Here is a 25,537-nt window from a genome sequence, read left to right as displayed (position 1 = left end):
TGCCCTATCGCTTAACCCAAACTACTTACTTATGCAAGGAGTAATAATATGCCTAAGAATACTCAGTTATTTAGATATCTTTCTGATAAAGAACAAGAATCTCTCATTGGTGGACAAATATCTCCTAGATTAGGTATATTCGGTGAAGGTAATTTATTCTTCCAAAAAACCGATATTGAAACTGAAGGAAAAAGTGATTTAACTCTCGCTTCAGGTGATTCTACTTCACAAACTACCAAATATAAATTATCCCAAATCACTTTAGCATTTTCTTTCACGTTTGGGTTTCTAACAATTAGTTCTAGTGGTGATAGATTGAGTAATCTATTACCTAGTTTTCTCAGTAACCTATTTTCATAAAATAGCTATTTTAAACTTTAACATCTTTTTGTAGTCACACTAAAAATCTGTTGTAGGGTGCGTCAGATTGCATAAATCCTGCAAATAAACAAATTGTTGATATCTGACGCACCCTACCAATGTGGCAGTTGCGTAAGTCCTGTCAATAACCTATTTTCATAAAATAGCTATTTTAAACTTTAACATCTTTTTGTAGAGATGAACTATTCTCTACATTTCTTATTGCCTAATTAATTAATAAATATTTTTGTAAATACAAAAAAGTATATAATTATTTTGCTTTAATTAGGTAAATCAAACATGAGTTAGAAGCAATAACTTGGTCTAAGTAAATATATGACCTAAGGACAATTTTAAATCATATTAATTTATAACTAAGGAATCATTTATTTCCCAGAAAAAATCTTTATAAAAGAAGTATAGAGGTCATTCACCTCTTGCATAAATTGAGGCTAACAATCATGTCAAATCAAAATATTCAAGCTGATTTACTTGTGGAGTTATCCGCAGATCAGCAACAACTTCTTTCTGGAGGACAAAGGTATAGTTCAAGACCAATAATCTGCTATACCTATGGACCCTATGAAAACTATTCTGATAGAGGCGATAGAGGCGATAGAGGTGATAGAGGACGTGATTTTGATTTTGAGAGAGATAGACAGGGGAGATTTTAAGTGGATAAAACCCGCAAATGGGGTAGCCATTTAATTTCAATCTAGTATTTTCTAGGGGGAAGAGGAAGCTGATATAACTACCTCAAAAAAATTAACTTTTGAGAAAGTTGGGTTATCGCAGATGTTTTATTACAGGATGAAATTAAACTTCCAAATACTACCAATAAAACTACTAGAGATAACCCTTACATTTTTCCTTTTTCCTACTTAATTAAAAAGAAAACAATTCCCTAAACTGAGGCACATAATTATGTCAGTTCAACAGAATCTATCTAACTTAATTGTAGAACTATCTGCTGAAGAACAGCAGCTTTTATCTGGAGGATGTTACCAGATGCCCTCTTGTTATCAACCTAAGAAATGTTCTGAAGACTACCAACAATATGATCAACCTAAACCCTATAACAGTTGTAATAAACGTTTTCAAAGTAACTCTAACTACGGCGATTAAAAATCTTTTTTAGTAGTTAAAGTCTACAAACTAAGCTATCTTTGATAGTCTTATCCCAATTCTATGTGAAGCTGCGCCAAATTTATTTAGTAGAGACGTTCCATGAAACGTCTTTACAACAACGGATAAATTGCATCTTCATAAAAAAACGGTATTATTTTTCAATATCTTGTCCATTTTTTGTAGGTTGGGTTAAGCGACAACGCAACCCGACGCATTTGTTGGGTTTCATGCGAACAAACCAACCTACAAATAAAGACTTTTTTCGATTTGGACAAGGTATTGAGTTTTTCGACATTTTAGTTATGGTTTGTTAAGTCTGAGCATAGATTATTGGAGTTGCTCAGTAATCCAATGTTGTAAAATCGGATTTACTAACTCAGGAGCTTCGTCTTGAGGGCAATGTCCCACACCTTCTAAAGGAATAAACTTTTGTACTTGGGGAAAATTGGCTAACTCTCTACCTAAATTAATAGGTTCCCACGGGTCAGCCGTTCCCCATAAAATAATTACTGGACAAGATATTATAGGTAATAATTCTTCCGCTAAAGGTCCACTAGAATAAGCAGTAAAAGCTAAAAATACAGCAGCAGCACCAGGATCTTTTGCCGGTGTCATCAAAATATCTATTAATTCATCTGTTACCGTTTCTCCGTTAGCATAAGCCTGTAAAAGAATTTTTTTGACTGTTTTTGGTTGAGCTAATTGACTAAAAAAGAAATCACCTACTGCTTTAATAGATAAAAACTTTTGTAAAATCGGCGCACCAAACCTTTTTGTCCACGGTAAAGTAGCGCGTTTACGATCATGCAATAACCGCAAAGAACAGTTAAGTAACGCAGTTCCTAAAGCCATATCTGGGTTAATTACCGCAGCTTGCATTGCGACAATACAACCAATAGAATTACCTACTAAAAAAGCAGGTTCACCCACCACTTCTCGACAAAAATCAGCTACTTGTTGTCCCCAAGTTTCTAATGTATAGGTAATTGTCTGGCCAGGTACAGGTTTAGCTGAACCACCAAAGCCAATCAAATCAATAGCATAAATCCGACAAGTTTTTGCCAAAATTGGTATATTTTTGCGCCAGTGTCCCCAGGACGCACCAAAGCCATGTACCAAAATCACCGCAGGTCCACTAATTCCTTGGGTTTGGTAACAGATGGGAAAACCTTGCCAACTCCAGGTTTTGGTGGATGTAAGTGCGTCTGTAGAATTTGTCATAGAAAATTTATGTGGTGCTTTTACACTATTTTTAAGGAAGATTTACATAAAAAATATACTCTTGGATGATGAAAATAGCACTAGTACTAGATTGAGTAGTTTTACAATTTACGCCTGCTAAATTAGTATATAAAATTAATTGGATATAAAACAAATGCTAAAGCGTGGTTTTACAGTTAGAAACTAACGCTAATTTTGAAAAAGTTTTTGTTCCTAGTTCCTTCGGGCAAGAGAAGATGAGTTTACTAGAAACAATTGATACACCCATCGGCAGCTATTCACCAGATTTTGAGTTACCAGGAGTTGATGAGCGTGTACACCATCTCAGCCGTTATTTAGAAAATTTACGGTCAGTATGTGTCATCTCGATGTGTAACTACTGTCCTTATGTAGAGTTGTACGTAAGTAGACTGAAGAGTATTCAAGCGGAATTTTCCCCTAATGAATTCACATTGATCGGATTAAATGGTAGTCATGCCCATAATAATGATGTTAAAAATGGGGAAGACTTTAGCTCTGGGTCAAACTTTGAGAAGATGAAAGCTTTTGCCCAGCACCATGAGTTAAACTTCCCTTACCTATGGGACTCAACCCAGGATGTGACTTGTAGCTTAGGTGCTATCATCACACCAACAGCTTTTTTAATCGATCACAATGGAATTTTGCGTTATAAAGGTCAAATTGATAATCATCCGCAAGATCCATTAGCAGAGGGAACAGATTATTTAAGAAATGCGATCGCAGCTTTATTTCAAGGTCAGGAAATTCAGCCAGTACAAACACAACCAGTTGGTACGCCATTAGTCTGGCGGAAATAAACCAGAACTAGACACAGATAGTCATTGTACTGCTATCTTAAATTGGAGGCAATTGCAACTTTTTTGATAAAGCGAAACTTCATGGGAACGAATTACCGACGGGTTTTACTTAAACTGAGTGGTGAAGCCTTGATGGGCAACATGGGCTATGGTATTGATCCAGAAGTGGTCAAAGAAATAGCTGCAGAGGTAGGAGAGGTGGTAGCCACAGGCGTTCAAATCGCTATAGTCGTTGGCGGCGGCAATATTTTTCGAGGTGTCAAAGCGGCATCAGCAGGTATGGACAGGGCAGCCGCTGACTACATAGGAATGATTGCCACGGTAATGAATGCCATGACGCTCCAAGACTCGCTAGAACGAATAGGGATACAGACGCGGGTACAAACTGCGATCGCTATGCAAGAATTAGCAGAACCGTATATTCGTCGTCGTGCCATCCGTCATCTCGAAAAAGGGCGGGTGGTAATTTTTGGTGCAGGTTCGGGAAATCCATTTTTTACTACAGATACTACTGCCGCTTTAAGAGCAGCTGAAATTGATGCAGAAGTGATTTTTAAAGCCACCAAAGTAGACGGAATCTACGACGCTGATCCCGAAATTTATCCTGATGCCAAGCGTTATAAAACCCTCACCTATGCCCATGTTTTGACTAAAGATTTGCGAGTCATGGATAGCACCGCAATTGCCTTGTGTAAAGAAAATAATATTCCCATTCTTGTATTTGACTTAACGGTGCGAGGTAACATCCACCGAGCAGTAATGGGAGAATCTATCGGTACCCTTGTGGGAGGTTCTTGTGAAATTAGCTGAAGCTGAAAGTAAGATGCAACATACCGTTGAGGCAACTCAACGAGCTTTTAATACCATTCGCACTGGTCGCGCCAATGCGAGTCTACTAGATAAGGTACAGGTGGAATATTACGGTACACCCACGGCTTTGAAATCTCTAGCAAATATCAGCACCCCTGATGCTTCAACAATCCTGATTCAGCCTTACGATAAGAGCAGTCTCAACATAGTTGAAAAAGCAATTTCTTTGTCAGATATAGGTATAACCCCCAGTAATGACGGTTCTGTAATTCGGCTGAATATTCCGCCTTTGACAAGCGATCGCCGGAAAGAATTTGTCAAAATGGCTGCTAAGTATGCTGAAGAAGGTCGGGTAGGCATTCGCAATATCCGCCGTGATGCCCTCGACTCGATTCGTAAACAGGAAAAAGCTGCGGAAGTTTCCGAAGACGAATCACGAGATCAGCAAGACAAACTGCAAAAACTGACAAACAAGTACACTGCCAGAATTGATGAATTATTGGCAGACAAAGAAAAAGACATCACCACCGTCTAAATTCTTAGGTGGGGGGAACTACTGATTTACTCCAGGATAGAAGTTAGTCTCCTCCCTGCCTTTTCCCTGTTTTATTGAGGTAAAAAATCATCCTCTGTTACTTCTGTTAAATGATATGGACATATCACAGGAAAAGATTCCACTGGTAAACCCGTTTCAGCTTTTGCTTGCTTAACTGCTTGTGTATAACATTCTGTAAAAATGCTCTCCAGATAGGGTTTGAGGCTAGGAGAATCCTGGAGAGATTCTTGAACACGTCTACGATGTTCAATGATACTTCCTTCCCAGCTACCGCTTCTCTTGTCAGGCTGAAATTGCCATTTAAGCAAATGCAGTAGAATGACAATCAGATTACTTTTCAGACTTTTGCGCTCACTCCTTCCCATGTCGCCAATTTCTTCAATGAGGTTTTCCCAGTCTACATTTGCGTAGTCCTGACTTTGCAATTTTGCCACAGTTGTTTCTATCCATTGCAAGTAGTCGGTTTCATATGGGGTTGGGGAATGAGTCTTTAACAAAGACATGGCTGTTTCCATAGCTTTTACTTTGATTATAGTTTTTCTAAATGCAAATGCCTCTAGGACGCTACGCGATAGCTGCGCTCTCTCTGAGATGCTGCGCTCCGCTTGCTTCCCCGAAGAGATACGCCGAAGGCATCGCTTATTGTAAAGAACAAGGTAAGAAATTTTTATTCACTAAAAATTCATCAAAAAACCTAAATGCTTATCTATACTGGAAAATCAACTAATTAAAATAGAAAGCAAAAATTCAGCCATTATGTACGACTGCATCATCATCGGTGCTGGCCCTGCGGGTGGAACAGCAGCATATCATTTAGCCAAGCGGGGACGCTCAGTCTTAGTTCTGGAAAAAGAATCCCTGCCCCGATATAAACCTTGTGGTGGTGGTGTGTCACCAGCGATCGCACAATGGTTTGACTTTGACTTTAGCCCCGCAATTTCTGTCAAAGCTGACTCTCTCCGCTTCACTTGGAAATTAGGCGATCCCGTAGAAGCCAAAATTGCCACTAAAGAACCAGTCTGGATGGTGCGACGGGATGTTTTCGACCATTTCTTAGTACAGCAAGCTCAAAGCCAAGGGGCTGAACTACGAGATAATACAGAAGTTACAGGCATCGAATTTAAAACCGATCATTGGCAAGTTAATACAGCTAACGGATCCGTCACAGGTCGCTACTTAATCGCTGCTGATGGCGCAAAGGGATCAATGGCAAAATGGCTCGGCTTCAAAGACCGTAAACGCCGATTAGCCGGAGCATTAGAAGCAGAAATTCCCGCCAATGTAGAGAAAAAATCCACAATTCACTTTGAGTTTGGCTTAGTTAAAAACGGCTATATCTGGAACTTCCCCAAAGCTGACGGTTATTCTATCGGCGTTGGTACATTTATTGGTGGCGAACCCCAGGATTTTAAGAAAATTTTAGATGAATACGCCAAATCTTTTAATGTTAATGTCACAAATAGCAAGCAGTATGGTCATCCTCTGTGTATTTGGGATGGAAACCAAAAGCTGCATACCCAAAACGCCGTTTTAGCAGGTGAAGCCGCTTGTGTAGTTGATCCCTTTACCGCCGAAGGTATTCGTCCCTCTATTTTTAGTGGTGTCCTAGCAGCAGCATCCATCAACGATGCTCTTAGTGGCGATATCAATGCTTTAGAAAACTACAGTAACGCCGTTAACGAGCAATGGGGTTCAGAAATGGCTTGGGCGCAAAAGTTAGCCGGAGCATTTTATCGTTTCCCTGGTATTGGTTACAAAGTGGGTGTTAAACGTCCCTCCGGCGCTCAAATCATGGGTAAAATCCTTTGTGGTGAATTGCGCTATGGTGATGTTGCCGGTCGCGCATTGAAACGTTTAATCCCTGGTTTTGGCGGTTAGGTAATAATTTCGTAATTCGTAATGCTCCCTTCGGGAGAGCTACGCTAACGTAATTCGTAATTACTCTCATGTCCCGGACTTCTCCAATAAGTCCGGGATCTTGTTTTTCATAACTTATTTTAAGAAAAACACCAAAGAATTGCTCCTGTTAGCAGAACGCACAGAACCCCAGTCAAGCCGGCTAGGGGTTTTTTGTTTTTACCTGTTAGCCATTCTGAGACTTTTCCTGTGTAGGTAATGAGTTCTGCTGTATCTATGGTAGCGATCGCCCATACCCATCCGGTATGAAGTCCCCAAGCTATTCCTAAATTATTACTATCAGCGAATCTAGCTACTACCAAAACCATTCCCATTAACCACAATCCAGGGATTTGCGGTACAGTTTCCCTTTGTTCCCAAACTAAATGTAGTAAAGCAAAAATCAAACTAGAAATAATTGCCGCTACCCAAATTGCATAATCCTTCTCTAACTGAGTTAACAAAAAACCCCGAAAAACTAATTCTTCTACTCCACCAACAAACAAAGCCACCAAAGAAATTGGTAACAAAATTGATGGTATTAACTTGATATTTGATTTTTCTAAATAGCACCAACCTAGCCAAAATTGGCAGGTGAAGACTAGAACTAGTCCCAACACACCTAAACCAAAACCTAGTAGTAAAGAACCTAAAATAGAAAGCTTCCCCACCAAACCATAATCAGCAAAAGACCCCAGTCCTAGCTTATTTATTCCCAAAATAATCAATGGTGCTAATAAATAGAGAGACACCAATAAAGGTATTTTTTGCTCTGGTTGTAAAGGTTTGTTAAGTTGCCAATTTATAGCCATCCCAATTATCGCTGCTAATGGCAACCAACACCCTACCCAAATAATAAAAAAAGCCATGACAAGTAACATTACTGGCGAATCTTTAAGAAATGTCAGTAAGGTGTTGACCAATGGCTCTAAAAATGCTATTGAAACAGACAAAAAAAACACGATATACCTCTTCCTAAAATAGAGTTCTTGCTTATTTATCAAAACTCTACTAGGATATGCGACTCATGCCAGAGGTCAACCAATTTTAGATTTTGGATGCAAAATTAATGTCACCCACAGCAAGTGTTGACCTAGAGGTACATTAATCCCCCATCAACCTAAAACAAAAAATCTCAAATGGTTACTAAAATCAGATTTTTTTGTGTAACAGAGTTTTTACACTACAAAAGCTAGTGGAGGTTTGCAGAAATAACTGACAATTAAAAACTTATAAAAAGCTTGTTTAATCTGCTTTTTTAATTTTTAATTTTTAATTTTTAATTCCGCCCTGCCGTACTAGTTAACTGTAGCAGTAGGGACAAGTTATCAAGCATTTACCCAAAACTTACCCCTACTATCAGAAAAATTTAATTCTCCTCTTCATCTTCCAACTCTGCTTCGTCAGAGTCTACATCCTGAGATGTTAATTTCTTATCACTTTCACCTAACTGAATCAAGTGAATATGCTTGTAACCGAGCCTAATTTCAAACTCATCACCAGGTTTTAAGCCCATGGCTTTGGTGTAGGTAGCACCAATGACAATTTGACGATTTTGGTGAACACTAACACGGTATGTCGGTTCGCGTCCACGTCCATCTTTAGGTGCTTCTGGACTGAGAGGAATACCTCTAGCAGACAGCAAAGCATCATAAAAGTCGGTGAGATTAACACGAACTTGGTTATTTTTAGTGACGGTGTAATAGCCGCACTGCTTTGCTCTTTCTCGACGTGGTAAATTAGAAAGCTCTTTTACTTTAGAAAGTAGTGCTTTTCCAGTTAATGCGGCGGTTGCAGTTTCAGTCATTATTTTCAAAATTTCCTTAATCTCTCCAAGCTGATCAACAATGTCGTTTTATCCCAGTATTTGGCTTCTGAGCCACTGCATAGAGCTACTGAAGACTCTAGGGTGAGGAGTGAATTCCTGCTGATATGAGCAGTCCAAGCACCTCTATCTACAATGAATTAGAGGTCATGGTCGTCACAGACATTTATTTAGGTGATTTTACAGCACTTTTAACCATCATTCGCCATCAGAAATAAAAGTATTTTATTTTTTGGCGCTACTGTAGCGGTGTAATTTTAAGCCACCTTTACAAATCAGGTTAGTTCTACTACAAAAAAGTGGTAGAAACAATAAATTGCAGGTTTTCCACTTTTAGTGCTTGCTTTTCTTGACCTTGACTTATAGGGTAGTCCCTACTCCTCATCTCAAGCTGAAGACAGCATAGTATTTGCTTATGGTCTTATGGACATACACCCGTTTGTCCAGCCAGCAGAGACATGAATTTTCCTATCTCTACATTACGAAGAAAGAACTTGGCATTAGCCGCACTTATGCGGTTATTGGCACTGGTTTTGTTTCTTCGTAATTTCATATTAAATACTAGCATGGACTAATAATAGCAAAATATTTGTTTAATTTAAAATTCAACTTGCGACACAACTTTTTTTTTAATCGCTGAAGTTGGGGAGAGAAAAAGCAGTTTGGATTTTCCTCTGGCTTTATGCTCTCATAAGTATTGGGTCATGGCTTTTATAAAAATTTATCTAATTGAGATGAGCAATTTTGAGTGAGTGAGTTAAATCTACAGTTTTCTTGATAGAGATGAGACAAAAAGCCGCCTCGATTTTCCCACCTTTTATTAGCATCAGGCAATATCTCTGAGATTATTCTGTACGTCTGTCTAGGGGAAGAATCAATTTACCACATCTATCCGCTGCTTGATAGTCAAGACCAGATAATTATCATCCGCTTTAACACTTCTACATATTTAAAATCTGCTTATTCCCTACTGGTTAAAGAATTTTTATAACTAATACTTGACTAAAGAAGTGTGAAGTGTCAAGGATCAAGGTTAAAGTAGTTATAAGTAAATCATCGTCGCTTGTAGGCGAAAATCAAAAAAGATTTTTCAAAATTTATGCTTCATACCTATGAGGGTAGAAAAGCCCAGTTATTTAGCCTTCAGCCTTGAGTAAACTTCCATCTGTACGGTTAAACACCGCTACCTTGTATGTCCAACAAGTAAATGAAATCCAACCAGATGCTTTTTGAAGATAAATGCCCCTGACGGCACTTCTACAACTAAAAATTTTCATGGTTATCCTGGAATTGAAATCATCAGATCCTTAAATGTCAGCCTCTTAGCTGCTGATTTTTCACAACAACCTGGTTGTACTCATGATTTCGGAGCCAGGTGAGGCAATTTTAATAATTGGGTGGGTAAGAATGGAAGTTATTTTTAAGATTATTCGGCAACAACAAAATTCCGTCCCTGTTATGCAAACTTATCCTTTGCAGGTAGAACCAGGTAATACAATCCTAGATTGCCTTAATCAGATTAAGTGGGAACAAGATGGAACTTTAGCATTTCGTAAAAATTGCCGCAATACTATTTGTGGCAGCTGTGCGATGCGAATCAATGGACGTTCGGCTTTAGCTTGTAAGGAAAATATTGGTAGTGAACTAGCTAGATTAGCACAAATTTCATCATCGAAAACCCCAGATAATACCGTTTACCAAATCACCATTGCTCCTTTGGGTAATATGCCCGTGATTAAGGATTTGGTAGTGGATATGAGCAGTTTTTGGGATAACTTAGAAGCTGTTGCTCCTTATGTGAGTACAGCAGCGCGACAAGTACCAGAAAAAGAGTTTTTGCAAACACCACAAGAGCGATCGCTCCTCGATCAAACCGGCAATTGTATTATGTGCGGTGCTTGCTACTCTGAATGCAACGCCCGCGAAGTAAATCCAGACTTTGTTGGACCCCATGCTCTGGCCAAAGCATATCGCATGGTGGCAGATTCCCGCGATAGTGATACTGAAAATCGGTTAGAAAACTACAACGAAGGTACTAAAGGAGTTTGGGGTTGTACTCGCTGTTTTTACTGCGATTCAGTTTGTCCCATGGAAGTTGCACCATTAGAACAAATCACCAAAGTTAAACAAGAAATTCTTGACCGCAAACAAGCCAGCGATAGCCGTTCAATTCGTCACCGCAAAGTCTTAATCGATTTAGTGAAAGCAGGTGGTTGGATTGATGAACGTCAATTTGGTATCCAAGTAGTTGGTAACTACTTCCGCGATTTAAAAGGATTACTCAGCCTTGCACCTTTAGGCTTGCGAATGCTCGTCCGAGGTAAATTCCCCCTCTCCTTTGAACCATCAGAAGGCACACAACAAGTGCGATCGCTCATCGAATCCATTCAAAAAACCGAATCATGAATCCTGAGTTGTGAGTACAATTAATTTTTAATTCTTAATTTTTAATTTTTAATTGTATTCACCTCGGTTCTTGTGGGATATTCAACTGTCGTCCAGAACGGTCATACAGTAAAATATCCCATTGCCCATTATTACTAAACTCAAAAGCAATCCTACTCCCATCAGCACTAATTCTAGGATTGCGAACTTCTGCTTGCAGATTAGTAGTTAAATTTCGTGATTGACGAGTTTCCCTGTCATAGAGAAAAATCGCAGATCGTCCCTGACGACTCCCCACAAACACAATATAACGACCATCTTGAGTCACTGAAGGATGAGACGCAATGCTATCAAAGGAATTCAAATCCGGTAAATCCACCAAATTCCGAGTCACCGTATCAAACATATAAACATCTTGACTACCCCTGCGGTCAGTCGTAAACACAATATATCTCCCAGAAATTTGGGGATTTACTTCTGAAGCCAGACTATTGAGACTCCGACCACCGGCATCAAATGGATAACTCATCAAGCGCGGGTAGCCAAAACACCCAGTCAACAAACTAGAGCATAAAAATAAAAAAATAAGTAATTTATCATTGGTCATTGGTTATTAATTATTCTTCATTTTTAATTTTTAATTATTCACAGTTGCACCATTGGGAATATCTAACTCCACAGTCGGACCTCGATCTAAAACCTCAATATCCCACTGTCCACGACTAGCAGATTCAAACACAACATAACGCCCATCAGGACTGATGTAAGGATTTCTGATCCAACCCCGATAGGTGGGAGTGAGGATTTGTGACTGTTGTATAGAGCGATCGTAAAATGCCACAACTGGTCTACCTTGGTCGCTAGTGATGTAACAGATATAACGGCCTGTATAGCTCAGGCTAGGACTTTCAGCAATTGTTTCCCGTCTATTTAAACCTGGTGTAGGAATAAAAGCTTGAGTTTCTAAGTCGTACACTAACAACTGCTGACTACCATTTCGATTAGATACAAAAGCTAAAAACCGACCATTTCCACTGAATGCAGGTTGCTCCTCCTTATAGCGACTATTCAGAGAAGTAGGCCCCAAAGAAATCTCATTAGCACCACAAGATATAAGTAAACTTGTCAAACCAAAAACTAGGCTCCAATGAATTGGTGGTTGGAGCCAAAATCTAGATATAAATGTTTTCACACCAAACTTTTTCCCTCTCCTCCGAGATAACCACCTCCCCAAACATTTTAAATATCGTCATCAAAATCGTTGGAATTATCTGGGCGCTCACTTGGCTTTTCGATTGGGTTGTATGGAACATAATCAGTGGGAATAGCCTCATCATCATCCCTCTGTCTGCGGGGAGTAGAATCAGAAGGTGGACGACGTTTTCTTGGTCTGGGAGCAACATCATCCTCACGACTTTCTGGGCGCTGGGGTCGGTTATTAGGACGACGGGGTGTTTTTTTTACGTCCTCTGGTGGACTTTCCCAATCATCAACTCCCCTAGAAACAGAACCCCAATTTTCTTCTTCATAACTTTCAGTAGGGCGACTCACTGAACGCCTAGAACTAGGACGACGGTTCGTCTCTCCTGTTTCTGGTTTTTCCCGATTATTGCGGCGTTCTGAACGGCGGGGAGGTTGCTCCTCATAATAATCATCACGCCCTGATTCTTCATCTCTGCTACCGCGAATCCTAGCACGTTGAGGACGTTCTTCCTCCTCATAAGGCAGTGGTTCCAAATCTGCATCCATCTCAGCTTGATAATTCCGCCGCTCAGAGTAAGAATATTTTCGGCTGACCTCGCGCTCATCGTCCACAATTGGCGTATTCCGTTTAGCTTGTTGGGTTGCTATACTCCGTAGACGAATACTTTCAACTGCAAAAAATACAGTAGTACCAACTAAAAGCAACTGACCAAATTGTAGAATTGGGTCTAGCCGCCATCCTTGGAAGATGAGAATAAAACCACACAGCAAGCCTACTGCTGCAAAAAAGATATCTTGATCTCGTGAAAGTTCTGGACGCACAGTGCGAAGAAAATACAGTGCTGCTCCAGCCACAGCCAGGAAAATTCCTAGAATACTGGCTGAGTTCGTCCCAAAATTAACCTGAGCCAAAACACCAGCTGAATTCAGCCCAAAATTTATCATTTCTGTTTTCCCAATATCAAATCTATGTTAGCGAGTCACAATTAAAATCACTACTCTAAACTATTGACCATATATTTAAGCTTCAAATTAAGCTTCAAAGCATCTGGCAAAGAAGCTCTGAAGCTTTTTAGCACCATTAGGGCATAGGTGCTGGGGAGCAGATCCAAAATATTAATTTCCGAGTCCCCAGTCCCCAGTCCCTAGTCACCAAGCATTAAAAACGTTCGATTTTATCTTTTTGGCTAATGAAAATCAGCCCAACTGTTGCAGGGATAACCACAATTGCAGTACCCCAAACCAGACTCCAAAGAAAATTTGCTAAAGAGGGTGTCATAGTTCTCAACCTTTTTTTACACTGTTCATCCTAATTTTAATCTTGTATCACTTTCTTGAGAAGCAATTATCAGTTATCAGTTATCAATTACCAATTATCAGCTTCATCGCTTGACAAAATAGGATAGCAATCTTCGATGAAACGACAGCATTTGGTTAAAATGAGAGAGAATGCTTTACAAAGCTTAAACTTTTTTTGGCAGACCCCAAGTTTTTGATTTCTTCACAGATAGTAGCTGAAAGTGATGACTGGTGTTAACCTGACTTCTTGGACTCTCGGACCCGTTTTGGGAGTGATGACATTTTTGTTTATTTTCCGTATCGTTCTCACTTGGTATCCACAAGTGAATCTCAATCGTTTGCCTTTTAATCTCATAGCTTGGCCAACGGAACCCTTTTTAGTGCCATTGCGAAAGCTAGTACAACCTATTGGCGGAGTGGATATTACCCCCATTATTTGGGTTGCTATTTTGAGCCTCATTCGAGAAATTTTACTAGGTCAGCAAGGATTACTGACCATGATGTCTCGTGTGAATTAAGTGATTGAAGGAGAGGGGGAGACGCGGGGATGCATTCCAATCTCCGCCCCATCTTGGCAATTACTGCAATTTCATTTCCTGGACAAAATCGGTGTAAATATTACCTGCCAAAAACTGTGGGGTTTCCATGATTTTTTGATGAAACCCAATGGTCGTGGGTAGTCCAGTAATGGCACATTCCCGCAAAGCGCGTTTCATCCGGTTAATGGCAGTAGGACGGTCTGGACCCCAAACAATTAGCTTCCCAATCAGGGAGTCATAATAAGGGGGAATTTGGTAATCTGTGTACACATGAGAATCAATCCGCACGCCAGGTCCTCCCGGTGGTAGATAGCCGCTAATCTTTCCAGGAGAGGGACGAAAATCATGATCAGGATCTTCAGCGTTAATCCGGCATTCAATAGAATGACCCCTGAGAATTACTTGGTCTTGAGTCAATTGCAGTCTTTCACCTTGGGCAATGCGGATTTGTTCAACAACTAAATCAATACCAGTAATCATCTCTGTGACAGGATGCTCAACCTGTATTCGGGTGTTCATTTCCATAAAATAGAACTTACCGGATTTATCCAGAAGAAACTCAATAGTTCCAGCCCCAGAGTAGTTAATGAATTGGGCTGCTTTCACGGCTGCATCTCCCATTTTTTCCCGAAGGGCTGAGTCAAGAGCCGGACTAGGAGCTTCTTCCAGTAACTTTTGATTGCGACGCTGAATTGAACAATCTCTCTCCCCTAAATGGATGACATTACCAAAGTTATCTGCCAAGATTTGAAATTCAATGTGCCGGGGACGTTCGATAAATTTTTCTATATAAACGCCAGCATTACCAAAAGCGGCTCCTGCTTCTCCTTGGGCTGCTAAAAAAAGTTTGACAAATTCGTCTTCTGAACGAACAAGGCGCATACCGCGTCCACCACCACCTGCGGTAGCTTTGATCATCACAGGGTAGCCAATATCTTCAGCAATTTTCTTACCTTCTTGCTCAGATTCAACCAAACCATCACTACCTGGTACAGTTGGTACTCCTGCTCTTTGCATGGTTTCTTTGGCTGTGGCCTTATCTCCCATCAACCGGATGGATTCAGGGCTAGGGCCAATAAAGGCAATATGATGGTCAGCACAAATTTCTGCAAACCGAGCATTTTCAGCTAAAAAGCCATAACCAGGATGAATGGCTGTGGCATTGCGCGTCAAGGCGGCGGCAATAATATTGGGAATATTCAAATAACTTTTACTGCTGGCTGGTTCGCCAATGCAAACTGCCTCATCGGCAAGTTGGACGTGGAGAGCGTTCCGGTCAACAGTGGAGTGAATGGCAACCGTCGCAATTCCCATTTCTTCACAAGCACGGAGAATGCGAAGAGCTATTTCTCCGCGATTAGCAATTAAAATTTTGTCAAACTTCATTTTCTAGCTTCGATATTAGTACCAGTAGATTGACATTCTCTCCCATCCCGTTGAAATAAAGCTGTCGCATTACTGCAAATTCTGACAGGAGATTCCCAAGCTTCATTCTCACCAGAGTTCAAGATGGGGTTGCTTGCCTCCACGAATCTTAACTAGACTAACAATATTGGGGCTGTTAGTCTTTGCCAGTTTCCCGCACTTGGCTTTTTAGCAGATCACCATCAACTTTAATATCTCCTGTTTAGTTACTATATTTCTGTCAGCCCAACACCCGCATTCAGAAAATTTTTGCAAAAAATTTGGGAAATATTTACAATATTCTCTTTTTTATGCTATATTCTAATTCTAGGCAACCCGTGCGGATGTGGCGGAATTGGTATACGCGCACGCTTGAGGTGCGTGTGGCTTTGCCTTGCGAGTTCGAGTCTCGCCATCCGCATTTTTCGGATTTTAATTGACACGGACATGGAGGGATGGTAAGACCACTTGTGGCGCAACCCAGCGAAGTGTCAAGGAATCCTCGCTCCTTTAGGACGAGGAGGTATATCAAAAGTGCTGATAATATTTTTCTCAGCCGATCTAACCCAGTGTCCCCATAGGAATCTGGGTTTTTTGTGCTTTCATAGATATAGGTGAAGTTTTGTAAATAAAATTGACTAATACTGTTACACAAACAAATAACTCAACACTGCCAACCGCTTGGCATTGCCTAAATCCAATTTGGCAAGGTAAAGAGGAAGATATTCAAAAAGGTTTGTCTCACACTCAGTTAGCACCAGCATGGCAATTGCTACTTTTGGGCGATGGCTCCCCTACCAGACACTTACAATTACTCACTTGTGAGCGGATAGAAGTGGATGTTATCGATATGTCTTTAATTGGCACAAACCCAGATAATGCTCCCGATTTAATTCAAGTTGTTCCCAGTCCCCGACTGCGCCGACAAGTGTGGCTACGTACTGCCTCTGGACAGCGATTAGGATATGCTACTTCCTGGTGGGAAGCGAGTCATGTAGATGAGTATCTGCAAAACCGTTCCTTACCGATTTGGGCGAGTTTAGCTCAGATTCGCACCGAGTTATATCGAGATATTCGAGGAATTTACTGTGGTTACTCAGCTGCGCTGGAGTCAGGCTTTGATCAAGTGGGACCTTTTTGGGGTCGCCATTATTTGTTTTGGCATCATGGACAGCCTCTAACCTTGATTTATGAGGTTTTTTCCCCTTATTTAACTAAATATTTGGGTCAACAACAAGGTGATTAGAAAAAAGGCTAAAAACCCTTGAGCTTGAGTGAGGTTTAGAGGAAAGACTCAGCTGTGCTATTCTAGCGAACATTCAAACTAGACAATTCTCAATCTCAATTTAATGCAGTATCAGAGTTCAAGAGCAAATAACCAAGGTTGAGGTTAGTGATGAAAGCAAATGAGAAACTTCAAGTTGAAGAGGTGCTAATTCCTACGCCTAACGGAAAAATGCCTGGAATCTTGCATACCCATGCTAATCCTCAACGCAAGCCAGCCATTCTTGTGCTAATGGAGGCGTTTGGCTTAACATCACATATTCAAGATGTAGCAGCTCGAATTGCAAGGGAAGGATATGTCGTTCTGACACCTGATTTATATTATCGAGAATTGCCGAATAACAAGTTTAGTTACGACGAAGTCGAAACAGCAATGGCAATGATGTACCGTCTCGATTTCGGTGCAGGGATGGAGAACGATATGCGAGCAGCATTGGGTTATCTGAAATCAAGAGTTGATGTGTTTCCAGATCATGTTGGGGTGACTGGATTCTGTTTAGGCGGGGGGTTGAGTTTTTTCACTGCTTGCAAGTTTTCAGACGAAATTGCGGCAGTGGCTCCCTTCTACGGCATGGTCTTGGACGAGTGGGTTGCGGCAATGACAGACATTACGGTGCCTATATATTTATTTCACGGTGGTGTTGATCCATTTATCCCATTGGAACGTATTCAACAAATTGAGTCTCGCTTTAAGGAGCTTGGTAAGGAATATACGTTAAAGCTTTATCCTGATGCAGATCATGGTTTTTTCTGCCATGAGCGTTCTTCCTATAACCGTTTGGCAGCAGAAGATTCATGGCATGAGCTGAAGCAGTTCTTCCGCAATCATTTGCAAAAAAAGGAACTAAACTAGATAACTAGCAAGTTGGGTTAGGTAGTAAGTTGCAATGGCACCACCTATTGTGTCTAGTTTAATGATGAAAAAAAAGAAACCATCTTTGGTGCTGACACTCTCAGTGGCTTGGTTATTGATTAGTGCCGGGAGTCTAGCATATTGGTTTTTAACCAGAGGACAACCATTGTCTAGAGATTTGCCTGCGGGTGCCAATATTATTCCTCAAGATGCCTTATTAGCAGTTTCCTTGACGACGGACACTAAACAATGGCAGAAGTTGCGGGAGTTTGGGACATCAGAAACCCAAGCGGAACTGGATAAGAATTTAGTACAGCTACAACAACGGTTTTTGGTCAATAATGGTTACAATTTTCAAAAAGATATTCAACCTTGGGTAGGTGATGAAGTCACTATTGCAATTTTGGCTCCCCCTGTGTCCAAGCCAGTACCTAAACCAGTAGCGACTAATACCGAAGCTGCTTCTGAGCAATCAGTGCTAATGGTGCTACCAATCAAAAATCCAGAAATTGCTAATCAGATTTTGGCAAAACCTAAACCGCTCAAACAAGGTAAATGGATTGAGCGAATTTATGAAGGAATCTCCATTAAACAAACTGAGGGAAAAGCTGGAGAAAATTTCTCAGCAGCGGTAATAGATAAGCGGTTTCTTGTCATCACAGATAATCCTCAAGCCGCAGAAAGAACAATTGATGCCTACAAAAATAAAGTATCTTTAGCTACAAGTAGCGGTTTTGTGGAAAATTTTCCAAAAGCTTCTAGCTATGAACCTTTTGCTCAGTTTTACGTCAATATTCCTACTGCCGCAAGGATAGCTGCTACGGATACGAATCAGCCTTTACCTGCTCAGGTTTTAGCTCAACTTCAAAATAACCAAGGTTTAGCGGGAAGTGTCATTTTAGAGGACAAAGGAATAGGCTTAAAGGGTATTTCTTGGTTAAATCCTAATAGTCAGCGGGTGTTGGTGGTAGAGAATAAAGCTGGGAAAATGCAAAATCGTCTCCCCAGTGAAACTTTAATGATGCTGTCTGGGAGTAACTTACAGCGGCTGTGGGGAGACTATGTTTCTACTTCTCAAAGAAATCCGTTATCACCCGTCTTGCCAGAACAACTGAGACAGGGTGTAAAATCTTTGACAAGTCTGGATTTAGAGCGAGATTTGCTGACTTGGATGAAAGGAGAATTTTCAGTGGCGGTGATTCCTAACACCCCAAAAGATGGTTCACCAGATAATTTTCGGTCAGGTTTAGTGTTTATGGTACAGGCAAGCAATGCCTACAATGGGCAAAGCCTACGCCAAGCTGCGGAAAATTCCCTAAAACAGCTAGATGAGGCGATGCAAAATCAATACCAATTTAAGATTCAAGGGGCTAAGGTGGCGGGTAAGCCTGTTGTTAACTGGATTTCACCTTTTGGAACTTTAACGGCTACTCATGGCTGGTTAGATGATGATGTCGCTTTCTTTGTCTTCGGCGCTCCTATTACCGATAAAATTCTTCCCAAACCTAATAACTCTTTAGCCAGTAATCTCTCGTTTCAACAGACAGTCCCTACAGAACTTAATCCACCCAAGGGTCAATTTTTTCTGGATGTGGATAGGACTGTTAAAAGTTTTACTCTCAATTCTTTGTTTCCCAATCAACGAAAATTTCTCGCTGCAACACGGAATATTGGGGTGACGACTGCGGTTAATGATCGTCGTAGTCAGCGCTATGACATTTTTTTAGAACTTAAGAAAGTGGGTAAATAGGGATGCAGGGACGCGGTGACGCGGGGATGTGGGGACGCCGGGACACGGGGATGTGGGGACGCGGTGACGCGGTGACGCGGTGACACAGAGAGACGGAGAAAGGTGGATGAGGAGAGTTTTTTGGAACAGCAATTAGCGGGACTTGATATCACCTAATTAGCAATGACCAAAAATAGATAGGATCAGAATAGTCGGAATTAAATCAGTGATACAGCAGATTGCGGGTTATAGGAAGTATAAAATTTCCACCAAAAATCAGGTAGCAAGGGGATTTTACTTCTAATACGGGTTTAGGACTGCTAAACCCCTACTCCATTCTGCTGTAGGTGATCAAAGTTTGAGTTAGGTTGATTCTTTCACTCTCTCTGAGAACTGAGAACTGAGAACTGATAATTGATTCAAGCATTCACTGGAGAGAAAAGTTTATGAATCTGGTTGTACTCCAGAACTGGCTAGATAATGCGTCCTTTGCCATCTTATTCTGCACCATGTTGGTGTATTGGGTGGGGGCGGCTTTTCCGAGTTTATCGGTGACTGCGGCTTTGGGGACAGCTGGAATGGCGATCGCTAATTTGTGTATTGCTACCCTATTAGGAGCAAGATGGATAGAAGCTGGTTATTTTCCTCTTAGTAATCTCTACGAGTCTCTATTTTTCTTAACTTGGGGAATTACCGCTGTTCATTTAATTGCAGAGAATAACAGCCGTAGTCGGTTAGTTGGGGTTGTCACTGCACCTGTAGCTATGGGAATTGCTGCTTTTGCTACTTTAACCCTACCATCAACTATGCAGGTATCAGAACCTTTAGTTCCTGCATTAAAGTCGAATTGGCTGATGATGCACGTCAGCGTGATGATGTTGAGTTATTCGGCTTTGATGGTGGGTGCGTTGTTAGCGATCGCATTTTTAATCGTAACTCGCGGACAAAATATCCAATTACAAGGTAGTTCTGTTGGTAATGGTGGTTATCGCAGCAACGGTTACAAACTGCTCAAAGCTGGTGAGTTAGTTACTCAACCGCCAACACCTCCATCTGAAAATAATGGCTTTTCTCGTTATGAAAGCAACAACAATGGTAATGGTACTGCTGTTTTAGATGTAGTCCAAACTACTCCGATTCCAACTGCTGAAATTCTTTCACCTCAACGCCTCACTTTAGCGGAAACTCTCGACAATATCAGTTATCGCATTATCGGTTTGGGATTTCCCCTACTGACAATCGGTATTATTGCTGGTGGTGTGTGGGCAAATGAAGCCTGGGGTTCTTATTGGAGTTGGGACCCAAAAGAAACTTGGGCGTTAATCACTTGGTTGGTTTTTGCAGCTTATCTACATTCTCGAATCACTCGCGGTTGGCAAGGACGCAAACCAGCAATTTTAGCCGCTACTGGCTTTGTTGTCGTTTGGATTTGCTATCTCGGTGTCAATCTTTTAGGTAAGGGTTTACATTCTTACGGTTGGTTTTTCTAGAACCTCATCCTCTCACTCCCTCTCGGTAGAGAGGGAAAATAATTCGGATCAGACAAAATTAAAAAAGGCGTTGCTGAATAAGGGGATGATTGAGGCTGACGCGGGGACGCGGGGACATGGGGACGCTCAGACGCGGTGATTCTATATTGATGCAGATTCTCAAATTATTCTGCAAGTATGCAACGCCTTAAAAAAATATAGAACTAAGGCTCTTGAGTAGCGATCGCTAACCTTGCACCTTTCACCTGACGTACTTTATCCATCACTGCTATAACATTACCATGCTCAACTTTAGCATCCGCATTAATGATTACGAGCGATTCTGGATCTGAACCCATCAAATCACGTATTTGCTCAGATAAAGCATCAATGTTTGTTGGTTTATTATTCAGGCTTACGAGTCCCGATGCTTCTAACGTCACATTGATTTTGGTAGGAATTCGGGATGACTGTGATGTTGCTGCCTTTGGCAAATTCACAGGTAAACTTTCTTGTCGGGTTAAAAATAGCGTTGACATGATAAAAAAGGTCAAAATCGCAAATATCACATCAATCATCGGCAAGATGTTTATCTGTGGTGGAAGATCTGGTTCATCTGGTAGCCGCATAGGTTTTCTCCACTCTTTGTTTGTAGAATCCCCAAAATAAAATACATATTGACGTATATTGACGAATATCGATACAAGAATAGCAACAACCAATCCGCTCAATAATCAATCCCATTGTTTAAGTTAAAATACTAAACCGCCTACTATCAAGCGAATATTTGTTAAATGGTAAATATTATACTTTTTCACCAAACATTAGAGCAAACTAAGATACAAGTCAAGTAATTGGCAGTATTTAATGAGATTAATGATTAGGTTCTCACTGATTTTTATACCTTTTGCCAAAATAGTAACCAGATCAAGCCGATAAAATACCAATTTTCTAGCAGATTTCTTGATGATCACTTTTTATGTATTTGTGAAAATTAAATCTTTTTTAGCTATTAATTGATATATACTATCAACTAGTGATAAATTTTAATTAGCTAAATCTAAAACTCTGGCAATAAAAATCTTCATGCTTACTGTTCCCTTGCTTAATAGCTGGCAAAGGGGTTAAATTCACAATGAGTACCTGTAATAATACCAAGGTAATTTATTTGACAAAAGTTACTAATTTACTGTAAATTTATTGACAAAATCTACTAATAAAACTGACTATGACAGATAGTAAAAATAACTACAACCAAAATAACCAAAAGCCCAGAGGATGGGGGTTAAAATTTTTTGGACAGACACCCCAAACACCCCAAGCAGAAGAAAACATACTGAAAAGTGGCTCTTTTGTAGACACAGGTAAATCTTTCCCCTTAGCAATGGCCAATGTAGGAGAGCGTTTAGCAATCGTTAAACTCAAAGGGACAGAAGGTACAGTCCATCGTCTGATTGGGATGGGATTACTTCCAGGAACTGAACTGCAAATCATCAGCATTGCCAATGGTTCTATCATCGTTGCACTTGGTGACAACCGGATTGGGTTGGGGGCAGGTATGGCACAAAAAATCTTATGTACGAATAGGGCATAAATATAGCAGGTGAGAGGGAACAGGTGACAGGTGACAGCCTGAAAAGTCTTTTGGTGTCTATATTTTTATATTTTATAATCAATTGGTGTCCTCACCGCCCTGTCTGTTGCTATAAATTTAAACTGGGCTTTATACCCAGAACTAAAGTTTTCATTCATACTTGTTTGTTCCTAACCTCTGCCTCTTTTAGATAACGTGACCAAATCTAGATCGACAAATAAAAATGAGCGAAAAAAAACAACTACGTGATTTAGCTGTGGGCTGCACAGGGCGGGTAATAGGTTATGAAAAAGCTGCCCGTAGTTATAAAGGAAAATTATTAGCAATGGGACTCACACCAGGTACAGAGTTTACAGTTACCCGCCATGCCCCCCTGGGAGATCCCGTAGAAATTCAGGTGCGGGGGTTCAAACTGAGTCTGCGTAAAGATGAAGCCAATGCTTTATTTGTAGAGGAAATAGCACAATGAGTAAGCAGATAATTGCATTGGTAGGTAATCCCAATTGCGGTAAAACCACTTTGTTTAATGCCTTAACAGGTGCTAATCAAAGAACAGGTAACTGGCCTGGTGTCACAGTAGAGCGTAAAGAAGGAAAATATACTCACAATAGTCAAAATATTACAGTTGCTGACCTACCTGGGGTTTATTCTCTTGATGCCGAAGATGGCGACACTGGACTAGATGAACTGATAGCGAGAGATTACTTACTTTCTGGTGAGGCTGATGTCATCATTAATATTGTTGATGCATCCAACTTAGAACGAAACTTATATCTCACCACCCAAATCATGGAAATGCGCTTACCTATGATTGTAGCGTTGAACATGATGGATGTTGCCAAAGAGCGGGATATGAAAATAAATCCTAGTTTACTCTCAGAGCGTCTTGGTTGTCCGGTGATACCCATGAGTGCAACCTTAGGTAAAGGATTAGCTGAATTACAGGATGCAATTAACCAATCTCTCTTGGATTTATTAGTACCACCAACCTACGTTGCTTATCCAGCCGTTATTGAAGATGCGATCGCTCAACTAGAACCTTTTATCAGAGAACATAGCCCCAAACGCACAGTAGATCCTCGTTGGACAGCCCTCAAACTTTTGGAATACGAGGATCGAGTTGTACCAGAATTGAGAAGCAAAGAATTAGAGCAGATAGTAGTTGAACACAGGCGGAAAGTTCATCAAACCTTGGATGACGACTTAGATATCATCATCGCCGATAGTCGTTACACCTTTATTCGCAACTTAATCCAAGGTGCAGCCGAACGCAGTCGAGAAGTTAAAACTAACATTTCTGACAAAATCGACCAAATCGTACTCAATCGCTGGTTAGGTATACCAGTTTTCTTGTTGGTGATGTATCTGATCTTCACCATATCGATTAATATTGGCGGTGCTTTTATTGACTTTTTTGACATCACCTTTGCCACAATTTTTGTCGATGGTTTCGGTAAACTGCTGGAAAGCATTAATGTACCAGGATGGTTAGTTGGACTGTTAGCACAGGGCGCAGGTGGTGGTATCCAAACCACAGCTACCTTCATTCCCCAAATTGGCATGATGTTTTTGTGTCTATCGGTGTTAGAAGATACTGGTTATATGGCACGGGCTGCCTTTGTCATGGATAGGTTGATGCGTTTGATTGGGCTTCCGGGTAAATCCTTTGTACCGATGATTGTCGGTTTTGGCTGTAACATACCGGGAATTATGGCAACGAGGACATTAGAAAATAAACGCGATCGCTTGATGACAGTGATGATGAACCCCTTCATGTCCTGTAGTGCGAGATTGACAGTTTACGCCCTATTTATTGGTGCTTTCTTCCCCGTTGGTGGTCAGAATATTGTTTTAGGTCTTTACCTATTGGGCATTTCCGCCGCCATATTTACCGGACTGATCTTGAAAAATACCATCCTCCAAGGGGAAGCCGCGCCCTTTATCATGGAACTACCTCCATACCATATACCCAAGATTAAAGGTGTGCTGTTGCGTACTGGAGATCGTCTGAAAGCTTTCATCACCAAAGCAGGTAAAGCCATTGTGATTATGGTGATTGTTTTGGGTTTTATGAACTCCGTAGGCACTGATGGTACATTTGGTAAGCAAAATAGTAAGGATTCGATTCTCAGCGCCATAAGTCGCACAGTCACACCAGTATTTACACCGATGGGTGTTACTCAAGATAACTGGCCTGCTACCGTTGGTTTAATGACAGGGGTATTTGCCAAAGAAGTAATGGTAGGTACAATGAATTCTCTGTACACGGGATTGGCAGAAGCAGAAAAAGTATCTACAGCCAAGCCAGAAAGTCCAGAAGAATTTAGTTTTTGGGGTGGCATTGGTCAGGCATTTGCCAGCATTCCAGAGAATTTGGTAAAACTGCCTGGTCAACTATTTGACCCCCTCGGTTTGAGTGCGGCTAATGTCTCCACAGATAAAAAGCAAGCCGCAGAAGCTCAATGTGTATCTGTTAGCACTTATGGGGAAATGTCCAAAAGGTTTAGTAGCAAATCTGCTGCTTTTGCCTATCTGTTATTTGTGCTGTTGTACTTTCCCTGCGTTTCGGCAACGGCTGCACTTTACCGGGAAACGAATTTAGGATGGACTATATTTGCTGGATGCTGGACTACTGGTTTAGCTTACTGGGTGGCGGTTTTATATTACCAATTAGCCACATTTGCACAACATCCTCTTTCTTCTCTGGCTTGGTCAGTGGGATTAGCTGTAACTATGGCTATAACTATTTTCGGACTGAAGATGGCAAGTACTTCCCGCAAAAAAGAAGTTATTAGTTCAATACATTAGCCATTTTTTGTAGGTTGGGTTGCGCTGTCGCTTAACCCAACGGATTTTTGGGTTATGGCTGACGCAACGCTGACGCGAACAACCCAACCTACGAATCAAGACTTTTGCCAATTTAGACCAGATATTGTAGTCATTATTGATTTGCTACTGGCTAAGTAGCCATCATGAACTGCGTACACCAGAACACATGAAAAAAAACTTCTTATTCCCCTCCTCGCTTGCGAGGAGGGGTTAGGGGTGGGGTCTTATTTTCAAGTCAGGTGGGCGTTAAAAAATATAAGATAGACCTAACCCCCCAACCCCCTTCCCTCCCAGGGAAGTGGGAGTCAAAGCCTCTCCACTTTTAGGGGAGAGGA

28 protein-coding genes and 1 tRNA gene are annotated in these 25,537 nt (G+C 40.8%); 17 read left to right on the top strand and 12 right to left on the bottom strand.

Annotation, left to right across the window (positions count from 1 at the left end; translation table 11 throughout):
* The first annotated feature begins 48 nt into the window (after positions 1 to 48).
* The 3 genes from ANA7108_RS0120320 (at position 49) to ANA7108_RS0120310 (ending at position 1,485) form a co-directional block, all read left to right on the top strand.
* Positions 49 to 360 carry a hypothetical protein gene (locus ANA7108_RS0120320; RefSeq protein WP_016952660.1) on the top strand — a complete coding sequence of 104 codons (312 nt, stop codon included), beginning with the start codon at positions 49 to 51 and terminating at the stop codon, positions 358 to 360.
* Between the two features lie 461 nt (positions 361 to 821).
* The gene (locus ANA7108_RS29820; protein WP_144052407.1) at positions 822 to 1,034 is read left to right on the top strand and encodes a hypothetical protein; all 213 of its coding nucleotides are present in this window, start codon (positions 822 to 824) and stop codon (positions 1,032 to 1,034) included.
* Between the two features lie 250 nt (positions 1,035 to 1,284).
* On the top strand, positions 1,285 to 1,485 hold the full coding sequence (locus tag ANA7108_RS0120310) for a hypothetical protein (RefSeq protein ID WP_016952658.1): 201 nt from the start codon (positions 1,285 to 1,287) through the stop codon (positions 1,483 to 1,485).
* Between the two features lie 330 nt (positions 1,486 to 1,815).
* On the opposite strand, the gene ANA7108_RS0120305 is transcribed toward ANA7108_RS0120310, so the two are convergent.
* A complete protein-coding gene (locus tag ANA7108_RS0120305; protein ID WP_016952657.1) occupies positions 1,816 to 2,709 on the bottom strand; it encodes an alpha/beta fold hydrolase in 894 nt (297 codons plus the stop codon).
* A 236-nt stretch (positions 2,710 to 2,945) separates the two neighbouring features.
* Here ANA7108_RS0120305 and ANA7108_RS0120300 point away from each other — a divergent pair, with 236 nt between their 5' ends.
* From ANA7108_RS0120300 to frr, 3 genes are all read left to right on the top strand, one after another.
* The gene (locus ANA7108_RS0120300; RefSeq protein ID WP_026104334.1) at positions 2,946 to 3,527 is read left to right on the top strand and encodes a thioredoxin family protein; all 582 of its coding nucleotides are present in this window, start codon (positions 2,946 to 2,948) and stop codon (positions 3,525 to 3,527) included.
* An 81-nt stretch (positions 3,528 to 3,608) separates the two neighbouring features.
* On the top strand, positions 3,609 to 4,337 hold the full coding sequence (pyrH, locus tag ANA7108_RS0120295; RefSeq protein ID WP_016952655.1) for a UMP kinase: 729 nt from the start codon (positions 3,609 to 3,611) through the stop codon (positions 4,335 to 4,337).
* Positions 4,324 to 4,872, top strand: coding sequence for a ribosome recycling factor (gene frr, locus ANA7108_RS0120290; protein WP_016952654.1), 549 nt, complete (start codon positions 4,324 to 4,326; stop codon positions 4,870 to 4,872). Before pyrH ends, frr begins: the two co-directional genes overlap by 14 nt.
* Before the next feature lie 71 nt (positions 4,873 to 4,943).
* On the opposite strand, the gene ANA7108_RS0120285 is transcribed toward frr, so the two are convergent.
* Positions 4,944 to 5,396: a DUF29 domain-containing protein gene (locus tag ANA7108_RS0120285; protein WP_026104333.1), complete on the bottom strand. Its 453-nt coding sequence runs from the start codon at positions 5,394 to 5,396 to the stop codon at positions 4,944 to 4,946.
* Between the two features lie 253 nt (positions 5,397 to 5,649).
* On the opposite strand from ANA7108_RS0120285, the gene ANA7108_RS0120280 reads away from it, so the two are divergent.
* On the top strand, positions 5,650 to 6,771 hold the full coding sequence (locus ANA7108_RS0120280; protein ID WP_016952652.1) for a geranylgeranyl reductase family protein: 1,122 nt from the start codon (positions 5,650 to 5,652) through the stop codon (positions 6,769 to 6,771).
* A 119-nt stretch (positions 6,772 to 6,890) separates the two neighbouring features.
* Here ANA7108_RS0120280 and ANA7108_RS0120275 read toward each other — a convergent pair whose 3' ends face one another.
* The 3 genes from ANA7108_RS0120275 to ANA7108_RS31230 all read right to left on the bottom strand — a co-directional run bounded on the left by ANA7108_RS0120275 (position 6,891) and on the right by ANA7108_RS31230 (position 9,167).
* Entirely contained in the window at positions 6,891 to 7,751 is an 861-nt protein-coding gene (locus tag ANA7108_RS0120275; RefSeq protein ID WP_016952651.1) for a CPBP family intramembrane glutamic endopeptidase, read from the bottom strand.
* A gap of 407 nt (positions 7,752 to 8,158) precedes the next feature.
* The gene (locus tag ANA7108_RS0120270; protein ID WP_016952650.1) at positions 8,159 to 8,596 is read right to left on the bottom strand and encodes an AbrB family transcriptional regulator; all 438 of its coding nucleotides are present in this window, start codon (positions 8,594 to 8,596) and stop codon (positions 8,159 to 8,161) included.
* 439 nt (positions 8,597 to 9,035) lie between these two features.
* Positions 9,036 to 9,167 carry a hypothetical protein gene (locus tag ANA7108_RS31230; protein ID WP_255345007.1) on the bottom strand — a complete coding sequence of 44 codons (132 nt, stop codon included), beginning with the start codon at positions 9,165 to 9,167 and terminating at the stop codon, positions 9,036 to 9,038.
* Positions 9,168 to 10,021: 854 nt separating this feature from the next.
* Between ANA7108_RS31230 and ANA7108_RS0120260 the strand changes: the two genes are divergently transcribed.
* Complete coding sequence (locus ANA7108_RS0120260) at positions 10,022 to 11,020, top strand: succinate dehydrogenase/fumarate reductase iron-sulfur subunit (RefSeq protein ID WP_026104332.1); 999 nt, start codon at positions 10,022 to 10,024, stop codon at positions 11,018 to 11,020.
* A 58-nt stretch (positions 11,021 to 11,078) separates the two neighbouring features.
* Here ANA7108_RS0120260 and ANA7108_RS0120255 read toward each other — a convergent pair whose 3' ends face one another.
* From ANA7108_RS0120255 to psbX, 4 genes are all read right to left on the bottom strand, one after another.
* On the bottom strand, positions 11,079 to 11,606 hold the full coding sequence (locus tag ANA7108_RS0120255) for a TolB family protein (RefSeq protein ID WP_016952648.1): 528 nt from the start codon (positions 11,604 to 11,606) through the stop codon (positions 11,079 to 11,081).
* A gap of 30 nt (positions 11,607 to 11,636) precedes the next feature.
* Positions 11,637 to 12,191, bottom strand: a complete 555-nt coding sequence (locus ANA7108_RS0120250) for a TolB family protein (RefSeq protein WP_016952647.1) — start codon at positions 12,189 to 12,191, stop codon at positions 11,637 to 11,639.
* A gap of 47 nt (positions 12,192 to 12,238) precedes the next feature.
* Complete coding sequence (locus tag ANA7108_RS0120245; RefSeq protein ID WP_016952646.1) at positions 12,239 to 13,147, bottom strand: Ycf66 family protein; 909 nt, start codon at positions 13,145 to 13,147, stop codon at positions 12,239 to 12,241.
* Positions 13,148 to 13,361: 214 nt separating this feature from the next.
* Positions 13,362 to 13,481, bottom strand: coding sequence for a photosystem II reaction center X protein (gene psbX / locus ANA7108_RS0120240; RefSeq protein WP_016952645.1), 120 nt, complete (start codon positions 13,479 to 13,481; stop codon positions 13,362 to 13,364).
* A gap of 244 nt (positions 13,482 to 13,725) precedes the next feature.
* On the opposite strand from psbX, the gene ANA7108_RS0120235 reads away from it, so the two are divergent.
* Positions 13,726 to 14,019, top strand: coding sequence for a YggT family protein (locus ANA7108_RS0120235; protein WP_016952644.1), 294 nt, complete (start codon positions 13,726 to 13,728; stop codon positions 14,017 to 14,019).
* Positions 14,020 to 14,079: 60 nt separating this feature from the next.
* Here the strand turns inward: ANA7108_RS0120235 and accC are convergent, their stop codons facing one another.
* Positions 14,080 to 15,426 (bottom strand): acetyl-CoA carboxylase biotin carboxylase subunit, encoded by a 1,347-nt coding sequence (accC, locus tag ANA7108_RS0120230; protein ID WP_016952643.1) that lies wholly within the window; start codon positions 15,424 to 15,426, stop codon positions 14,080 to 14,082.
* A complete protein-coding gene (locus tag ANA7108_RS31225) occupies positions 15,423 to 15,548 on the bottom strand; it encodes a hypothetical protein (RefSeq protein WP_255345005.1) in 126 nt (41 codons plus the stop codon). Before ANA7108_RS31225 ends, accC begins: the two co-directional genes overlap by 4 nt.
* A 236-nt stretch (positions 15,549 to 15,784) precedes the next feature.
* Here ANA7108_RS31225 and ANA7108_RS0120220 point away from each other — a divergent pair.
* From ANA7108_RS0120220 to ccsB, 5 genes are all read left to right on the top strand, one after another.
* Positions 15,785 to 15,865: transfer RNA gene (locus tag ANA7108_RS0120220), tRNA-Leu, on the top strand.
* Positions 15,866 to 16,078: 213 nt separating this feature from the next.
* Entirely contained in the window at positions 16,079 to 16,690 is a 612-nt protein-coding gene (locus ANA7108_RS0120215; protein ID WP_016952641.1) for a chorismate lyase, read from the top strand.
* 150 nt (positions 16,691 to 16,840) lie between these two features.
* Positions 16,841 to 17,581: a dienelactone hydrolase family protein gene (locus tag ANA7108_RS0120210; protein ID WP_016952640.1), complete on the top strand. Its 741-nt coding sequence runs from the start codon at positions 16,841 to 16,843 to the stop codon at positions 17,579 to 17,581.
* 34 nt (positions 17,582 to 17,615) lie between these two features.
* Positions 17,616 to 19,331: a DUF3352 domain-containing protein gene (locus ANA7108_RS0120205; RefSeq protein WP_016952639.1), complete on the top strand. Its 1,716-nt coding sequence runs from the start codon at positions 17,616 to 17,618 to the stop codon at positions 19,329 to 19,331.
* A 425-nt stretch (positions 19,332 to 19,756) separates the two neighbouring features.
* Positions 19,757 to 20,800 (top strand): c-type cytochrome biogenesis protein CcsB, encoded by a 1,044-nt coding sequence (ccsB, locus tag ANA7108_RS0120200; protein ID WP_026104331.1) that lies wholly within the window; start codon positions 19,757 to 19,759, stop codon positions 20,798 to 20,800.
* Between the two features lie 203 nt (positions 20,801 to 21,003).
* Here ccsB and ANA7108_RS0120195 read toward each other — a convergent pair whose 3' ends face one another.
* Positions 21,004 to 21,408 carry a biopolymer transporter ExbD gene (locus ANA7108_RS0120195; RefSeq protein WP_016952637.1) on the bottom strand — a complete coding sequence of 135 codons (405 nt, stop codon included), beginning with the start codon at positions 21,406 to 21,408 and terminating at the stop codon, positions 21,004 to 21,006.
* A gap of 599 nt (positions 21,409 to 22,007) precedes the next feature.
* Here ANA7108_RS0120195 and ANA7108_RS0120190 point away from each other — a divergent pair.
* From ANA7108_RS0120190 to feoB, 3 genes are all read left to right on the top strand, one after another.
* Entirely contained in the window at positions 22,008 to 22,373 is a 366-nt protein-coding gene (locus tag ANA7108_RS0120190) for a FeoA family protein (RefSeq protein ID WP_042490571.1), read from the top strand.
* Between the two features lie 223 nt (positions 22,374 to 22,596).
* Positions 22,597 to 22,842 carry a FeoA domain-containing protein gene (locus ANA7108_RS0120185; protein ID WP_026104329.1) on the top strand — a complete coding sequence of 82 codons (246 nt, stop codon included), beginning with the start codon at positions 22,597 to 22,599 and terminating at the stop codon, positions 22,840 to 22,842.
* On the top strand, positions 22,839 to 25,181 hold the full coding sequence (feoB, locus tag ANA7108_RS0120180; protein WP_016952636.1) for a Fe(2+) transporter permease subunit FeoB: 2,343 nt from the start codon (positions 22,839 to 22,841) through the stop codon (positions 25,179 to 25,181). The genes ANA7108_RS0120185 and feoB overlap by 4 nt, the downstream gene beginning before the upstream one ends.
* Positions 25,182 to 25,537 lie beyond the last annotated feature (356 nt).

This window comes from Anabaena sp. PCC 7108 (assembly GCF_000332135.1).
Classification (GTDB): Bacteria; Cyanobacteriota; Cyanobacteriia; order Cyanobacteriales; family Nostocaceae; genus Anabaena.
This window is presented reverse-complemented; position numbering and strand designations above follow the sequence as displayed.

What these genes read in the sequence shown, in the direction of transcription:
- ANA7108_RS0120320 (WP_016952660.1), top strand. Translation starts at nt 49, where the DNA reads ATGCCTAAGAATACTCAGTTATTTAGATATCTTTCTGATAAAGAACAA.
- ANA7108_RS29820 (WP_144052407.1), top strand. Translation starts at nt 822, where the DNA reads ATGTCAAATCAAAATATTCAAGCTGATTTACTTGTGGAGTTATCCGCA.
- ANA7108_RS0120310 (WP_016952658.1), top strand. Translation starts at nt 1,285, where the DNA reads ATGTCAGTTCAACAGAATCTATCTAACTTAATTGTAGAACTATCTGCT.
- ANA7108_RS0120305 (WP_016952657.1), bottom strand. Translation starts at nt 2,709, where the DNA reads ATGACAAATTCTACAGACGCACTTACATCCACCAAAACCTGGAGTTGG.
- ANA7108_RS0120300 (WP_026104334.1), top strand. Translation starts at nt 2,946, where the DNA reads ATGAGTTTACTAGAAACAATTGATACACCCATCGGCAGCTATTCACCA.
- pyrH (WP_016952655.1), top strand. Translation starts at nt 3,609, where the DNA reads ATGGGAACGAATTACCGACGGGTTTTACTTAAACTGAGTGGTGAAGCC.
- ANA7108_RS0120285 (WP_026104333.1), bottom strand. Translation starts at nt 5,396, where the DNA reads ATGTCTTTGTTAAAGACTCATTCCCCAACCCCATATGAAACCGACTAC.
- ANA7108_RS0120280 (WP_016952652.1), top strand. Translation starts at nt 5,650, where the DNA reads ATGTACGACTGCATCATCATCGGTGCTGGCCCTGCGGGTGGAACAGCA.
- ANA7108_RS0120270 (WP_016952650.1), bottom strand. Translation starts at nt 8,596, where the DNA reads ATGACTGAAACTGCAACCGCCGCATTAACTGGAAAAGCACTACTTTCT.
- ANA7108_RS31230 (WP_255345007.1), bottom strand. Translation starts at nt 9,167, where the DNA reads ATGAAATTACGAAGAAACAAAACCAGTGCCAATAACCGCATAAGTGCG.
- ANA7108_RS0120260 (WP_026104332.1), top strand. Translation starts at nt 10,022, where the DNA reads ATGGAAGTTATTTTTAAGATTATTCGGCAACAACAAAATTCCGTCCCT.
- ANA7108_RS0120255 (WP_016952648.1), bottom strand. Translation starts at nt 11,606, where the DNA reads ATGACCAATGATAAATTACTTATTTTTTTATTTTTATGCTCTAGTTTG.
- ANA7108_RS0120245 (WP_016952646.1), bottom strand. Translation starts at nt 13,147, where the DNA reads ATGATAAATTTTGGGCTGAATTCAGCTGGTGTTTTGGCTCAGGTTAAT.
- psbX (WP_016952645.1), bottom strand. Translation starts at nt 13,481, where the DNA reads ATGACACCCTCTTTAGCAAATTTTCTTTGGAGTCTGGTTTGGGGTACT.
- ANA7108_RS0120235 (WP_016952644.1), top strand. Translation starts at nt 13,726, where the DNA reads ATGACTGGTGTTAACCTGACTTCTTGGACTCTCGGACCCGTTTTGGGA.
- accC (WP_016952643.1), bottom strand. Translation starts at nt 15,426, where the DNA reads ATGAAGTTTGACAAAATTTTAATTGCTAATCGCGGAGAAATAGCTCTT.
- ANA7108_RS0120210 (WP_016952640.1), top strand. Translation starts at nt 16,841, where the DNA reads ATGAAAGCAAATGAGAAACTTCAAGTTGAAGAGGTGCTAATTCCTACG.
- ANA7108_RS0120205 (WP_016952639.1), top strand. Translation starts at nt 17,616, where the DNA reads ATGGCACCACCTATTGTGTCTAGTTTAATGATGAAAAAAAAGAAACCA.
- ccsB (WP_026104331.1), top strand. Translation starts at nt 19,757, where the DNA reads ATGAATCTGGTTGTACTCCAGAACTGGCTAGATAATGCGTCCTTTGCC.
- ANA7108_RS0120195 (WP_016952637.1), bottom strand. Translation starts at nt 21,408, where the DNA reads ATGCGGCTACCAGATGAACCAGATCTTCCACCACAGATAAACATCTTG.
- ANA7108_RS0120190 (WP_042490571.1), top strand. Translation starts at nt 22,008, where the DNA reads ATGACAGATAGTAAAAATAACTACAACCAAAATAACCAAAAGCCCAGA.
- ANA7108_RS0120185 (WP_026104329.1), top strand. Translation starts at nt 22,597, where the DNA reads ATGAGCGAAAAAAAACAACTACGTGATTTAGCTGTGGGCTGCACAGGG.
- feoB (WP_016952636.1), top strand. Translation starts at nt 22,839, where the DNA reads ATGAGTAAGCAGATAATTGCATTGGTAGGTAATCCCAATTGCGGTAAA.